General features: G+C 60.9%; 13 protein-coding genes and 2 pseudogenes. 4 read left to right on the top strand and 11 right to left on the bottom strand.

The features are described 5' to 3' along the window. The first annotated feature begins 117 nt into the window (after positions 1-117). A complete protein-coding gene (gene phnN, locus ABIE16_RS14245) occupies positions 118-669 on the top strand; it encodes a phosphonate metabolism protein/1,5-bisphosphokinase (PRPP-forming) PhnN (RefSeq protein ID WP_349735928.1) in 552 nt (183 codons plus the stop codon). 14 nt (positions 670-683) lie between these two features. Here phnN and ABIE16_RS14240 read toward each other — a convergent pair. Both ABIE16_RS14240 and ABIE16_RS14235 read right to left on the bottom strand, forming a co-directional pair. After that, positions 684-968 (bottom strand): annotated as a pseudogene (locus ABIE16_RS14240) (LysR substrate-binding domain-containing protein); the annotation flags it as partial. Between the two features lie 60 nt (positions 969-1,028). Next, the gene (locus tag ABIE16_RS14235; RefSeq protein ID WP_429521394.1) at positions 1,029-2,234 is read right to left on the bottom strand and encodes an MFS transporter; all 1,206 of its coding nucleotides are present in this window, start codon (positions 2,232-2,234) and stop codon (positions 1,029-1,031) included. A gap of 169 nt (positions 2,235-2,403) precedes the next feature. On the opposite strand from ABIE16_RS14235, the pseudogene ABIE16_RS14230 reads away from it, so the two are divergent. Continuing rightward, positions 2,404-2,499 (top strand): annotated as a pseudogene (locus tag ABIE16_RS14230) (hypothetical protein); the annotation flags it as partial. 129 nt (positions 2,500-2,628) lie between these two features. On the opposite strand, the gene ABIE16_RS14225 reads toward ABIE16_RS14230, so the two are convergent. The 8 genes from ABIE16_RS14225 to gcl form a co-directional block, all read right to left on the bottom strand. Continuing rightward, on the bottom strand, positions 2,629-3,627 hold the full coding sequence (locus ABIE16_RS14225) for a sulfate ABC transporter substrate-binding protein (protein ID WP_102669706.1): 999 nt from the start codon (positions 3,625-3,627) through the stop codon (positions 2,629-2,631). A gap of 91 nt (positions 3,628-3,718) precedes the next feature. Beyond that, positions 3,719-4,543 carry an ion transporter gene (locus tag ABIE16_RS14220; protein WP_057715854.1) on the bottom strand — a complete coding sequence of 275 codons (825 nt, stop codon included), beginning with the start codon at positions 4,541-4,543 and terminating at the stop codon, positions 3,719-3,721. A gap of 21 nt (positions 4,544-4,564) precedes the next feature. Then, positions 4,565-5,479, bottom strand: coding sequence for an urea transporter (locus ABIE16_RS14215; RefSeq protein WP_429521393.1), 915 nt, complete (start codon positions 5,477-5,479; stop codon positions 4,565-4,567). A 145-nt stretch (positions 5,480-5,624) separates the two neighbouring features. Next, on the bottom strand, positions 5,625-7,040 hold the full coding sequence (pyk, locus tag ABIE16_RS14210) for a pyruvate kinase (protein ID WP_349735931.1): 1,416 nt from the start codon (positions 7,038-7,040) through the stop codon (positions 5,625-5,627). Continuing rightward, positions 7,030-8,310 carry a glycerate kinase type-2 family protein gene (locus tag ABIE16_RS14205; RefSeq protein ID WP_007971416.1) on the bottom strand — a complete coding sequence of 427 codons (1,281 nt, stop codon included), beginning with the start codon at positions 8,308-8,310 and terminating at the stop codon, positions 7,030-7,032. Before ABIE16_RS14205 ends, pyk begins: the two co-directional genes overlap by 11 nt. A 204-nt stretch (positions 8,311-8,514) precedes the next feature. Further along, positions 8,515-9,408, bottom strand: coding sequence for a 2-hydroxy-3-oxopropionate reductase (locus ABIE16_RS14200; RefSeq protein ID WP_057715850.1), 894 nt, complete (start codon positions 9,406-9,408; stop codon positions 8,515-8,517). A gap of 135 nt (positions 9,409-9,543) precedes the next feature. After that, positions 9,544-10,326 (bottom strand): hydroxypyruvate isomerase, encoded by a 783-nt coding sequence (hyi, locus tag ABIE16_RS14195; protein WP_090453874.1) that lies wholly within the window; start codon positions 10,324-10,326, stop codon positions 9,544-9,546. A 154-nt stretch (positions 10,327-10,480) separates the two neighbouring features. Next, complete coding sequence (gene gcl, locus ABIE16_RS14190) at positions 10,481-12,256, bottom strand: glyoxylate carboligase (protein ID WP_057715848.1); 1,776 nt, start codon at positions 12,254-12,256, stop codon at positions 10,481-10,483. A gap of 268 nt (positions 12,257-12,524) precedes the next feature. Between gcl and ABIE16_RS14185 the strand changes: the two genes are divergently transcribed. Then, a complete protein-coding gene (locus tag ABIE16_RS14185; protein WP_218497140.1) occupies positions 12,525-12,965 on the top strand; it encodes a GlcG/HbpS family heme-binding protein in 441 nt (146 codons plus the stop codon). 213 nt (positions 12,966-13,178) lie between these two features. Continuing rightward, positions 13,179-13,637, top strand: coding sequence for an REP-associated tyrosine transposase (locus ABIE16_RS14180; RefSeq protein WP_150814897.1), 459 nt, complete (start codon positions 13,179-13,181; stop codon positions 13,635-13,637). Between the two features lie 128 nt (positions 13,638-13,765). On the opposite strand, the gene ABIE16_RS14175 is transcribed toward ABIE16_RS14180, so the two are convergent. Next, the gene (locus ABIE16_RS14175; RefSeq protein ID WP_340315089.1) at positions 13,766-14,374 is read right to left on the bottom strand and encodes a TetR/AcrR family transcriptional regulator; all 609 of its coding nucleotides are present in this window, start codon (positions 14,372-14,374) and stop codon (positions 13,766-13,768) included. Positions 14,375-14,433 lie beyond the last annotated feature (59 nt).

Genomic DNA, 14,433 nt, shown 5'->3' with positions numbered 1-14,433 from the left:
CAACCTGTGTCGGTGATGGATCATACGCGGGGCCTGCGGGCTGATCTGGCGCAAGCGCAATCAGGATGGTCTGCCGTGGGGCCGGCAAACAGGTCGAAAAATGAAGAGGATGGTTTGATGGCGGGCAGGTTGATCTATCTCATCGGGCCTTCAGGTTCGGGCAAGGACAGCCTGCTGGATGCCGCGCGTACACGGTTGGCCGAACGAGGCTGCCGCGTCGTGCGGCGGGTCATCACGCGTTCGGCAGAAGCCGTTGGCGAAGCGGCGCTGGGCGTCAGTGAACAGCAGTTCTCCGAAATGGAGGCCCAGGGCGCGTTTGCCCTGAGCTGGCACGCCAACGGGTTGTCCTATGGCATCCCGCGGGAAATCGACGATTGGCTGGCCGCCGGGCAGGACGTGCTGATCAATGGCTCTCGAGGGCATTTGCAGAACACGCGCCAGCGCTATCCGAACGCGTTGGTGCTGTTGTTGACTGTGGATCAGGCAGTACTGCGCCAGCGCTTGCTGGAACGCGGGCGGGAATCGCCGATCGAGATCGATCAGCGGTTGGCACGCAATGCCCGATTCTGCGAGCAATTGCTGGCGGAGGACCCGGCCGTGCACTTGCTCGACAACTCAGGGCCGCTTGAGCAAACGGTCGAACGGTTGCTGGTCTGCATTGACGAGTAACTCCCGGCTGCCTGTCAGGCCTTCCAGGCCAACAACCCCTGCACATACTCCACGAACGCCCGAGCCTTGGCGCTGGCCATTCTCCCCGTAGGGAAAACCGCCCACAAATCCAGATTCGGCAGTGCCCAGTCCTTCATCAGTTCCCGGACCGAACCGTCGGCCAGTTCCGGCGCGAACATCCATTGCGAGGCCATGGTCAGCCCTTGATGGGCCAGCACGGCTTCACGCAGGCCTTCGGCGGCGTTGACGCGGATCCGGCCGCTGACGATGACCGATTGCTCCTCGCCGGCCTTGTTGAACGGCCGATCCACTGTGGGAGCGAGCCTGCTCCGGGCGGCGATCCGACCGGGTTTTGAGGCTTACGCCGTCGCCAGCGAAGCCTTCTGCGAAGCACTCAAGAGCCGCAACAACGCCAACAGCGGAAACGCGCTGCCGACGATCACGATCCACAACCAGCCACCGTGTTCGTACACCGCGCTGGCCACCGAAGAGCCGAAGGCGCCGCCGATGAAGATGCTGGTCATGTACAGCGCATTCAGGCGGCTGCGGCTTTTGCCGTCGAGGGCGTAGACGGCGCGCTGGCCGAGGACCATGTTCATCTGCACGCAGAAGTCGAGTACCACGCCGGTCACCGCCAGGCCGATGACACTGTAGACCGGATGGATAAACGCCGGCATGAAACTCAGGCTGGCAAACAGCAGGGCCAGTAATGACGCGATGCGGGTGTGACCGGCATCGGCCAGGCGACCGGCGATCGGGGCAGCAATGGCGCCGATGGCCCCGACCAGGGCGAAGATCGCGATCTCGCTTTGCGACAAACCGTGATTGCGCGCCAGTTCCAGCGGCACGGCGGTCCAGAACAGGCTGAAGGTGGCAAACATGCAGCCTTGGTAAAACGCACGCTGGCGCAGGACCGGTTGCTTGCGCAAAAGCGTCCACAGAGAGCCCAGCAACTGGCCATAGGAGGCGCTGTGATCAGGCTCACGCTTGGGAATGGTCACGGCCAGCACGATGCTGATGGCCGCCATCAACACCGCGGCAATCACAAACATCGCCCGCCAGCCGAAGTGGTCGGATACCACGCTGGACACCGGTCGGGCCAGCAGAATGCCGAGCAACAACCCACCCATGATCCCGCCCACCACACGACCACGGGTTTCTTCCGGTGCCAGGTGCGCGGCCAACGGAATCAGGATTTGCACCGAAACCGAACTGAACCCCACCAACAGCGAAATCAGCAAAAACACGTTCGGCTGATCGGTAAACGCCGCACCTAGCAGGCTGACAATTGCCACCAGCGTGGTGATGATCATCAACCGGCGGTTCTCCAGCAGATCCCCCAGCGGCACCAGGAAAAACAGTCCCAGCGCATAGCCGATCTGAGTCAAGGAAACGATCAGGCTGGCCATGGTGTTGGTCAGGCCAATGTCCGGCGCGATCAGGCCGATGATCGGCTGGGCGTAGTAGATATTGGCGACAATGGCGCCGCAGCAGAAGGCGAACAGCAGCACCATGCCTCGGGTCATTGTCGCGGTGCCGTGGGGCACCTGGGTCGCTGGGTTCATAACGGGTCTCGCTGTACGGAAAGGAATGCGCGCAGGCTAATGGGCTGACTGAAACGGCGGAAGTGGGATTGGAGTGATAGCAATCATTCCATTGCGGAATGACTGACGAACGTGTGTGTCTTGCGTCAGAACATCGAGGGTGAATGATACATTCACTTACATCTTGTTCGTGAAGATCGTGACCTTTGTGACGCAGGGCGCTGACGGCACGCTCACCGCCCAATCCATTTCGGCGGGCAAGGATGGCGTGACGCCGCCGATGTAGCGGGATGTCGCAGAACCTGTGGGAGCGAGCTTGCTCGCGATAGCGTAATGGCAGTCAACGACGATGCTGACTGTTCAATTGTCATCGCGAGCAAGCTCGCTCCCACAGAAGTTGCAGTGTTTCAGTCGATTACTTGCCGCTGTAGATCTGGTCGAAAACCCCGCCATCATTGAAGTGGGTCTTCTGCACGGTGCGCCAGTCGCCGAAGGTCTTCTCGACCGACAGGAAGTCTACTTTCGGGAAACGGTCGGTGTACTTGGCCAGCACGGCTGGGTCACGTGGGCGCAGGTAATTCGCCGCAGCAATCTCCTGGCCTTCCGGTGACCACAGGTATTTCAGGTATTCCTCGGCCGCTGCACGGGTGCCTTTCTTGTCGACGGTCTTGTCGACCACCGACACCGGTGGCTCGGCTTCGGCGGAAACGCTTGGGTAGATGACTTCGAACTGATCGCGGCCGAACTCGCGGGCGATCATTTCCGCTTCGTTTTCAAAGGTCACCAGCACGTCGCCGATCTGGTTGGTCATGAAAGTAGTCGTCGCGGCGCGGCCACCGGTATCCAGCACCGGCGCTTGCTTGAACAGTTTGCCAACGAAGTCTTTGGCCTTGTTCTCGTCGCCGCCGTTTTTCAGCACGTAGCCCCAGGCCGAGAGGTAGGTATAGCGACCGTTACCGGAGGTTTTCGGGTTTGGCACGATGACCTGAACGCCGTCCTTGAGCAGGTCCGGCCAGTCTTTCAGGGCTTTCGGGTTGCCCTTGCGCACGATGAACACGGTGGCCGAGGTGAACGGCGCGCTGTTGTTCGGCAGGCGCGTGACCCAGTTGTCCGGGACCAGTTTGCCATTGTCCGCCAGGGCGTTGATGTCGGTGGCCATGTTCATGGTGATCACGTCAGCGGGCAAGCCGTCGATGACCGAACGCGCCTGTTTGCTGGAGCCGCCGAAGGACATTTGCAGGGTGATGTTTTCGTTATGCTCGGCTTGCCAGTGTTTCTGAAACGCAGTGTTGTAGTCCTTGTAGAAATCGCGCATCACGTCGTAGGAAACGTTGAGCAGGGTCGGTGCAGCCTGGGCGATGTTGCCCAGGGCCAGGCCAGCGGCGATAAGCGAGGCGCCAAAGAGTTTTTTCACTGCGCATTCCTTGTTCTATTAAAAGTGGGGCAATTTGCCAGCGACTATAACTGGGCTCGTATAGTCCTTTAAAGATTAAAAAGCTCTTTGCTTATTCCCGTTTCCTGAACAGCGCATTACCGCAACGGGAACAGAACGACGCTTCCTGTTCGTGGCTGTTTTTCGCACACACCGGGCAGTCGTGCTGCAACTGGCCGCCACGCATGGCCGTGGCCAGTTCGGCGGTGAAGATCCCGGTGGGCACGGCGATGATCGAGTAACCGGTGATCATCACCATCGACGAGATGACCTGACCCAGTGCGGTCTTGGGCACGATGTCGCCGTAACCGACGGTGGTCAACGTCACGATAGCCCAGTAAATGCCCTTGGGAATGCTGGTGAAGCCATGTTGCGGGCCTTCGACCACATACATCAGGGTGCCGAACACCGTCACCAGGGTGCAGACGCTGAGCAGGAACACAAGGATCTTTTGCTTGCTGCCACGCAGGGCATCGAGCAGGTAATGAGCTTGCTTGAGGTACGGGCCGAGCTTGAGCACGCGGAAGATCCGCAGCATCCGGATCACCCGGATGATCAGCAGGTACTGGGCATCGCTGTAGTACAGCGCGAGGATGCCGGGCACGATGGCCAGCAGGTCCACCAGCCCATAGAAACTGAAGGCGTAGCGCAGGGGCTTGGGCGAGCAGTACAGGCGCAGGATGTACTCGCCGAGGAAGATCGCCGTGAAGCCCCACTCGATGTACGCCAGCAGGCTGGCGTAGTGCTGGTGAACGTCATCGATGCTGTCCAGAATCACGACTACCAGGCTGGCGAAGATGATCAGCAGCAGGGTGGAGTCGAAGCGTCGACCGGCGACGGTGTCGGTCTGGAAAATAATCACGTACAGGCGATTACGCCACGTGTCGTTGCTGATCATGCACATCGCCTTGGCTGCAAATCAGCGCAGCCTAGGTTGATTCTCCCCGGTAGCGCAAGGCGCGCTTTCGACCGTGGCTTTGCCGAGCATTTGCACGACGCTGCGAATCAGCCAGCCGGCAAGAATGAACGGCGCGGTCAGGGTGGGCAGACCGATGGCGGCAAACAGCGGCGTCAGCAGCAGCGCCAAGCCGATGCCAACCAGCGGCAGCCACGGTTGGCGACGCTGGGAGCTGAAGGCGAGGGCGGCCAGCACGGCGTTATAGCCACCGAGGCCGAGCAGTGCGGTATAGAAATCGTGGTTCAGCAGGCTCCAGCCCATGCCCGCGACTGAGGCCAGCAACGCCCAGCAGAATGCGCGGCGATCAGCGATCAGCAAACCGGCGGCAATCATCGCACCGGCCAGCGGATGACCGAGGAACATCACCTGGCCGAGGCCTTTGAGTGGCGCGGCGAGCATGTTCAGGGTGCTGACTTCGATCAAGTGCGGCTCTGTCGAGGGCGTGGCGAAGCACAGCAGCAACCAGCCCAGCCCAACGAAGGGCGCGGTGTAGGCCGGCAGGTATTGGCTGAACCGGACGCGCTTGAGCCACTGTTGGGTGACCATCGCGCTCAGGCCACCGGCGGCCAGGATCAGTGGCGGCATCATCGCCGACCAGGGGAAATACAGGCTCAGCAACAGTCCGAGCAGCACGCCGTTGTAGCTGAACAACCCGGCCTGACGATCAGCCTTGGCATAGTTGCGGCGTTGCGCGGTGAGCAGCCCGGCGACACCACCGAGCAAGGCGCCGCCGAGCAAGGCGGGCGCCGTGAACAAAATGGCCAAGACGCACAGCAGGCCGCACAGCGGATTGCGCTGAAGAAAGATCTGGCTGAAGCCGTTGAGCAAGGCTTCGGCCCAGTCGGGGCAGTGGGTGTTGAAATGGTTGGCAGGCATGGCAGGTCTGAAAGTCAGTGGGACCGGGTTGCCTGCATCGCGAGCAAGCTCGCTCACACACTGAATCTTTGTTCAGTCTTGGTTCCGTGAACGACACAAAACCACTGTGGGAGCGAGCTTGCTCGCGATAAGGCCGGTACAGGCGCTAGATCAATGTCTCGATACGCAGAGAGTTAGTCGACCCCGGCTGGCCAAAGGGCACACCTGCGGTGATCAGCAGTGTGTCGCCACGCTGCGCCATGCCCTGGGCCTGGGCAATTTCCAGTGCCGTCGAGCAGACTTCATCGACCTGACGCAGGCGGTCGTTGACCACCGAGTGCACACCCCACGCCACGCTCAGGCGACGGGCGGTCTGCAGGTTCGGTGTCAGGTTGAGGATCGGCACCGTCGGCCGCTCCCGCGCCGCACGCAGGCTCGACGCACCGGACTCGCTGTAGTTGACCAGCACCGCCACCGGCAGCACGTTGCTGATACGGCGAATGGCGCAGCTGATCGCATCGGAAACAGTCGCCTCGGCTTTCGGCCGGCTGACGTCCAGTTGAGTCTGATAGTCCGGACCGTTTTCCACCTGGCGGATGATCTTGCTCATCATCTGCACGGCTTCGAGTGGGTATTCGCCGGATGCGGTTTCCGCCGACAGCATCACCGCGTCCGCACCTTCGGCCACGGCGTTGGCCACATCGGTGACTTCGGCGCGGGTTGGCGCGGGTGAGAAGCGCATCGACTCCAGCATCTGAGTGGCGACCACCACCGGTTTGCCGAGCTGGCGGCAGGTGCTGATGATGTTCTTCTGGATCTGCGGCACGCTTTCGGCCGGCACTTCCACGCCCAGGTCACCCCGGGCGACCATGATCGCGTCGCTCAATTCGGCGATCTCGCGCAGTTGCTCGACGGCCGAGGGCTTCTCGATCTTGGCCATCAGGAACGCCTTGTCGCCGATCAGGGTACGGGCTTCGCGGATGTCATCGGGACGTTGCACGAACGATAGCGCCACCCAGTCCACACCCAACTCCAGCCCGAAGGCCAAGTCGCGGCGATCCTTGGCGGTCAGCGGGCTCAGGTCGAGCACCGCTTGCGGTACGTTCACGCCTTTGCGGTCCGACAGTTCGCCGCCATTGAGCACGGTGGTGTCGATGGCGTCGGCGTACTTGGTCACCACCCGCAGACGCAACTTGCCATCGTCCAGCAGCAGGTCCATGCCCGGCTCCAGCGCGGCGATGATTTCCGGGTGGGGCAGGTTGACCCGGCGCTCATCGCCCGGCGTGGTATCGAGGTCCAGGCGCAAGGCCTGGCCGCGAACCAGTTGCACCTTGCCTTCGGCGAACTTGCCGACCCGCAGTTTCGGGCCTTGCAGGTCCATCAGGATGCCCAATGGATAATTGAGCTGACGCTCGACTTCACGAATCCACTGGAAACGCTGGGCGTGGTCAGCATGATCGCCATGGCTGAAGTTCAGGCGGAAGATGTTGACCCCGGCCAGCACCAGTTCACGGATGGCATCGATGCCGTCGATGGCCGGGCCGAGCGTGGCGAGTATTTTGACCTTTTTATCAGGCGTCATGTTTAGTGCTCTCAAGGATCAGAATGGCGCGGAAGTCGTTGACGTTGGTACGGGTCGGCTCGGTGACGATCAGGGCGTCCAGCGCCTCGAAGTAGCCGTAACCGTTGTTGTTATCCAACTCGTCGCTGGCGCTCAGGCCCTTTGCCGCGGCGCGGGCGTAGCTGTCCGGGGTCATGATCGCGCCAGCGTTGTCTTCGGAACCGTCGATGCCGTCGGTGTCACCGGCCAGCGCATAGACGCCGGGCAGGCCCTTGAGGCTGTCGGTCAGGCTCAGCAGGAACTCGGCGTTGCGCCCGCCACGGCCATTGCCGCGCACGGTGACGGTGGTTTCACCGCCCGAGAGAATCACGCAGGGCGCCGCCAGCGGCTGACCGTGCAGGACGATCTGCCGTGCGATGCCGGCGTGGACTTTCGCCACCTCGCGGGATTCGCCTTCAAGGTCGCCGAGGATCAGCGGACTGAACCCGGCCTGACGGCATTTCACCGCCGCCGCTTCAAGGGATTGCTGCGGGCGGGCGATCAACTGGAAATGACTGCGTGCCAGACTTGGGTCGCCGGGTTTGACGGTTTCCGATTCGGGGCTTTGCAGCCAGGTGCGCACCGAAGCCGGAACCTCGATAGCGTAGCGTTTTAGGATCGCCAGCGCTTCGGCCGACGTGCTCGGGTCGGCCACGGTAGGGCCGGAGGCGATGACCGTGGCGAGGTCGCCCGGCACATCGGAAATCGCATAGGTATAAACCGTGGCAGGCCAGCAGGCTTTACCCAGTCGCCCACCCTTGATCGCCGAGAGGTGCTTGCGCACGCAGTTCATCTCGCCGATGGTGGCGCCGGACTTGAGCAGGGCTTTGTTGATCGACTGCTTGTCGGCCAGGGTGATGCCTTCGGCCGGCAGTGCCAGCAGGGCAGAGCCACCGCCGGAGAGCAGGAAGATCACGCGGTCGGATTCGTTCAGGTCACTGACCAGTTCCAGCACACGCTTGGCCACCGCCAGACCTGCAGCGTCCGGTACCGGATGTGCGGCTTCGACCACTTCGATTTTTTCGCAAGGTGCGCCGTGACCGTAGCGGGTCACCACCAGGCCGGACACTTCACCCTGCCAGCAGCGCTCGACCACTTGGGCCATGGCGGCTGCGGCTTTGCCGGCGCCAATGACGATCACGCGGCCGCTGCGGTCGGCAGGCAAATGGGCTTCGAGGACTTGTTGCGGATGCGCCGCATCGATGGCTGTGGCAAACAGCTCGCGCAGCAATTGTTGCGGATCGACCGACATGGCGGGCTCCCGGAATTCTTGTTATTTGAAGGGCAACTCGGTCCAGTGTGGGAGCGGGCCCTGTGGCGAGGGGGCTTGCCCCCGTTTGAGTGCGCAGCACTCACAAGATCTTTGGTGTACTAGAGATTTTGGGGCTGCTTCGCAGCCCAACGGGGGCAAGCCCCCTCGCCACAGGCCCGCTCCCACATGGGGATGGGACAGGACTTACTTCTTGTCGCGAATCGAGAAGTTCGCCATGTGTTCCAGGCCCTTGATCAGCGCCGAGTGGTCCCAGTTGCTGCCACCGATGGCCGCGCAGGTGCTGAACACTTGCTGGGTGTTGGCGGTGTTCGGCAGGTTGATGTTCAGCTCCTTGGCGCCTTGCAGGGCCAGGTTCAGGTCCTTCTGGTGCAGGCTGATGCGGAAGCCTGGATCGAAGGTGCCCTTGATCATGCGCTCGCCGTGCACTTCGAGGATCTTCGAGGACGCGAAACCGCCCATCAGTGCTTCACGCACCTTGGCCGGATCGGCACCGTTTTTCGAAGCGAACAGCAGGGCTTCGGCCACGGCCTGGATGTTCAGGGCCACGATGATCTGGTTGGCCACCTTGGCGGTTTGACCGTCGCCGTTGCCACCGACCAGGGTGATGTTCTTGCCCATGGCCTGGAACAGTGGCAGGGCGCGCTCGAAGGCGTCGGCATCGCCGCCGACCATGATGCTCAGGGTAGCGGCCTTGGCGCCGACTTCACCGCCAGAGACCGGGGCGTCGAGGTATTGCGCGCCTTTTTCGTTGATCTTTGCTGCGAAAGCCTTGGTGGCGGTCGGCGAGATCGAGCTCATGTCGATCACCACTTTGCCTTTGCCAACACCGGCGGCAACGCCATCAGCGCGGAACAGTACGTCATCGACCTGTGGGGTATCCGGCACCATGACGATGATGAATTCGGCTTCCTGGGCGACTTCCTTCGGGTTCGCCAGGGCAACGGCGCCAGCGGCGACCAGGTCGGCAGGCGCAGGGTCGTGGTGAGCCGACAGGAACAGGCTGTGACCGGCTTTCTGCAGGTTCAACGCCATTGGGTGGCCCATGATGCCGGTGCCGATAAATCCGATTTTAGCCATGAGAAAATCCTCTTGTTTTTGTCTTTTGTAGGAGCGAGCTTGCTCGCGAAAAACTCAACGAAAACGCGTACTGCCTGAGTAATCGCGGTGCCTGATCGTTCTTCGCGAGCAGGCTCGCTCCTACAGGGATATGTGTTAAATCGCGTTATGGGTTTTCAACCAGCCCAGGCCCGCTTCAGTGGTGGTCAGCGGCTTGTATTCGCAACCGACCCAGCCCTGGTAACCGATGCGGTCCAGGTGTTCGAACAGGAAGCGGTAGTTGATTTCACCGGTGCCTGGTTCGTTGCGCCCCGGGTTGTCCGCGAGCTGCACGTGGTTGATCTCGCCCAGGTGCGATTGCAGGGTGCGGGCCAGATCGCCTTCCATGATTTGCATGTGATAGATGTCGTATTGCAGGAACAGGTTGGCGCTGCCGACCTGCTCGCGAATCGACAGGGCTTGCGCCGTGTTGTTCAGGTAGAAACCTGGAATGTCACGGGTGTTGATCGCTTCCATCACCAGTTTGATGCCCGCCGCTTGCAGCTTGTCGGCCGCGTACTTGAGGTTGGCGACGAAGGTTTTCTCCACGGTGGCATCGTCAAAGCCCTGCGGACGAATACCGGCCAGGCAGTTGACCTGGGTGTTGCCCAGCACTTGCGCGTAAGCGATGGCCAGGTCGACACCGGCACGGAACTCTTCGACCCGGTCCGGCAGGCAGGCGATACCGCGCTCGCCCTTCGCCCAGTCGCCGGCTGGCAGATTGAACAGCACTTGGGTCAGACCGTTGGCGTCGAGCTGGGCCTTGATTTCGGCGGAGCTGAAGTCGTACGGGAACAGGTATTCGACACCACTGAAGCCGGCTTTGGCGGCCGCTTCGAAACGGGCAAGAAAGTCCTGTTCGGTGAACAGCATGGACAGGTTGGCTGCGAAACGCGGCATGGTGGTCTCCTGAATATGTATGGTGAGCGTTCCCGGATCCCTGTGGGAGCGAGCTTGCTCGCGATAGCGGTGTGTCAGTCGACATGGATGCTGAATGGCAGTACGCAATCGCGAGCAAGCTCGCTCCCACAGGATGTGGGAACGATCCTACAAGTTAATCAAGCAACGAAATCGCAGTCGGTGCGTCGTCGCCGACCAGCGCCAGGTCTTCGAATTCGTTGACGGCGTTGATCTCGGTACCCATGGAAATGTTGGTCACGCGCTCCAGGATGATCTCGACGATCACCGGAACCTTGAACTCTTCGATCAGCTCCTGGGCCTTGCGCAGGGCAGGCTGGATCTGAGCCGGTTCGAACACACGCAGTGCCTTGCAGCCCAGGCCTTCGGCAACTGCGACGTGGTCCACACCGTAGCCGTTGAGTTCCGGCGCGTTCAGGTTGTCGAACGACAGCTGTACGCAGTAATCCATGTCGAAACCGCGCTGCGCCTGACGGATCAGACCCAGGTACGAGTTGTTTACCACCACATGAATGTACGGCAGCTTGAACTGCGCGCCCACTGCCAATTCTTCGATCATGAACTGGAAGTCATAGTCCCCCGACAGGGCCACGACTTTACGGTTCGGATCAGCCTTGACCACGCCCAGTGCTGCCGGAATGGTCCAGCCCAGAGGGCCTGCCTGACCGCAGTTGATCCAGTGACGCGGCTTGTAGACGTGCAGGAACTGCGCGCCGGCAATCTGCGACAGACCGATGGTGCTGACGTAGCAGGTGTCTTTGCCGAACACCTGGTTCATTTCTTCGTAAACGCGTTGCGGCTTGACCGGCACGTTGTCGAAGTGAGTCTTGCGCTGCAGGCTGGCTTTACGCTGCTGGCAGTCTTGCAACCAGGCGCTGCGGTTCTTCAGCTTGCCGGCGGCTTGCCATTCGCGAGCGACTTCGATGAACACGGTCAGCGCGGCAGCAGCGTCGGAAACGATGCCCAGGTCCGGGGTGAACACGCGGCCGATCTGGGTCGGTTCGATATCAACGTGAATGAACTTGCGGCCTTCGGTGTACACGTCAACGGAACCGGTGTGACGGTTGGCCCAGCGGTTGCCTACGCCCAGAACCACGTCGGACTTGAGCATGGTGGCGTTGCCGTAGCGGTGCGACGTCTGCAAGCCAACCATGCCCACCATCAACGGGTGATCGTCCGGGATGGCGCCCCAGCCCATCAGGGTCGGGATCACTGGAATACCGGTCAGTTCGGCGAACTCCACCAGCAGATCGGCGGCATCGGCATTGATGATGCCGCCACCGGCCACCAGCAATGGACGCTCGGCCTGATCCAGCATGGCCAAGGCCTTTTCAACCTGGACGCGGGTAGCGCTCGGCTTGGCCAATGGCAGTGGCTGGTAGGCGTCGATGTCGAATTCGATTTCGGCCATCTGCACGTCGAACGGCAGGTCGATCAGCACCGGGCCTGGACGGCCTGAGCGCATTTCATAGAAAGCCTTCTGGAACGCATAAGGCACCTGGCCCGGTTCCATGACGGTGGTCGACCACTTGGTGACTGGCTTGACGATGGTGGTGATATCGACAGCCTGGAAGTCTTCCTTGTGCATACGGGCGCGGGGTGCCTGGCCTGTGATGCAGAGGATTGGAATCGAGTCGGCCGAGGCGCTGTAGAGCCCGGTGACCATGTCGGTACCGGCAGGGCCGGAAGTGCCGATGCAAACGCCGATGTTGCCGGCCTTGGTGCGGGTGTAGCCCTCGGCCATGTGCGAGGCGCCTTCAACGTGGCGAGCGAGTACGTGATCGATGCCGCCGACCTTTTGCAGGGCGGAGTACAGCGGGTTGATGGCGGCACCCGGGATGCCAAAAGCGGTATCGACCCCTTCACGGCGCATCACCAGAACGGCGGCTTCGATTGCTCTCATTTTGCTCATGGTTTTGTGCCTCTTTACGTTTTGTAATTGTATACAAGTGGCTTTGCGCAGAGTGTATTCACGGCGGACGGCGCAGGTCAATCCATTTTCTCAAGCGCTTGTTTCATTCGTCGGAAGCCGGTTCTGCTGTGGCTTTTCGTCGCATGTGGCGCCTTTCGATGATTATTGTATACAAAAAAATAATTCATTGTGTTCTATTTGTTGCATCGGGCTGCGGCACAACGGCGCAGTCCACCGACTTTCCGAAAAACAAAATGAGGACGGCACCATGAGCGCTTTAACCTTGAAAGTCGCAGTCAACCTGGTCGATCAGGCCATCACCGCGGGGCGGGCAATCTCTGCCGCGCCATTGACCGTTGCAGTACTGGATGCCGGCGGGCATCTGATCACCCTGCAACGCGAAGACGGCGCCAGCCTGCTGCGCCCGCACGTCGCCATCGGCAAAGCCTGGGGCGCCATCGCGCTGGGCAAGGGGTCGCGCCTGCTGGCGCTGGACGCCCAGCAACGCCCGGCGTTTATCGCCGCGTTGAACAGCCTGGGGCAGGGCAGCGTCGTGCCGGCACCGGGTGGTGTGCTGGTTCGCGATCAGGACGGGAACGTGCTGGGGGCGGTGGGGATCAGCGGCGATCTGTCGGATGTCGACGAGCAGTGCGCGATCAATGCCATCGAGGCGTTGGGGTTGGTGGCGGATGCGGGGGTGGCGGCTTGATCTTCGCTGACTGAACTACCGCTTTCGCGAGCAAGCCCGCTCCCACATTGGATTTTTTGCGTACACAAATTTTGTGAACGTCAGCGATCAAGTGTGGGAGCGGGCTTGCTCGCGAAGGCGATCTCCCAGACATATCCAGCTAAAGGTCTACCCCACTATCCTGTAGTCGCTGAACTAGCCTTTTCATGACTTCAACATGAGAGAGGGCAAGGAATGCCTGAGCTGTCAGCATCACACCGCCTACGCATCGGCCGCTATGCCGAGCAAAATCGCATCTATCTACTGACTGCCAACACACTAAAGCGAGAGCCCGTTTTCAGGGATTACACCTTGGGAAGGTTGGTTGTATATCAGTTCAGGCAAGCACAGAGTGAGGGATTTGCCGAGTCGTTGGCCTGGGTGGTCATGCCCGATCATTTTCATTGGTTGATTCAGTTGCAAAAGGGGACGCTGGCGCAATTGATGTGTCAGGCGAAATCCCTGAGTACTCGTGCAGTCAATTCGGCGCTCGGAAGAACAGGTAGCCTTTGGCAGCAAGGCTTTCATGATCATGCGCTGCGAAAAGAGGAAGACCTGGTAAAGCTGGCTCGATATGTTGTGGCTAACCCGTTGCGGGCAGGGCTGGTCGAGAAGCTTGGCGACTATCCATTGTGGGATGCGATCTGGGTTTGATTTAAAACCGAGTTGCCGCCATTCGCGAGCAAGCCCGCTCCCACATTGGATTGTCGGCGGATACAAAGTGTGTGAACACCACGGATCCCTTGTGGGAGCGGGCCTGCTGACGAAGGCCGCGCCGCAGTCTACCGCTCGGGCTCACACCCTTTGAGCACCAACCGGATAATCGTCTGCGCCGCCGCTTCATAGTCCACGTCATCCAGCTTGGTCTTGCCGGTGATGGCGGTGATTTGCCAGTCGAAGTCGGCGTAGGTCTGGGTCGCGGCCCAGATGCTGAACATCAGGTGGTTGGGATCGATGGGGGCGATTTGCCCGCGGTCGATCCAGGTCTGGATGCACTCGATGTTGTGTTTGGCCTGGCCATTGAGCTGCTCGACCAGATCGCTGCTCAGGTGGGGGGCGCCGTGCATGATTTCGCTGGCGAACACTTTGGAGGCGAAAGGCAGGTCGCGGGAGATGCGGATTTTCGAGCGAATGTAGCCGCTGAGCACTTCACCGGGCTCGCCGTCCGGATTGAACGGTGTCGAGGCCTGCAGGATGGGCTCGATGATGCTTTCCAGAACCTCGCGGTAGAGGTTTTCCTTGGACTTGAAGTAGTAGTAGACGTTGGGCTTTGGCAATCCCGCCTTGGCTGCGATGTCGCTGGTTTTGGTCGCAGCGAAGCCTTTGTCGGCGAATTCCTCACTGGCGGCACGCAGGATCAGTTGTTTGTTGCGCTCGCGGATAGTGCTCATAAACCGGGTGATTCCTTGCCTGTTCTGGCGGTTGCGCATGGTATCACCGGCCTCGCGCG

Source organism: Pseudomonas sp. 2725 (genome assembly GCF_050434585.1).
Classification (GTDB): Bacteria; Pseudomonadota; Gammaproteobacteria; order Pseudomonadales; family Pseudomonadaceae; genus Aquipseudomonas; species Aquipseudomonas jessenii.
Note: the sequence above shows the minus strand (reverse complement) of the source record. Positions and strands in the feature narration are given on the sequence as shown.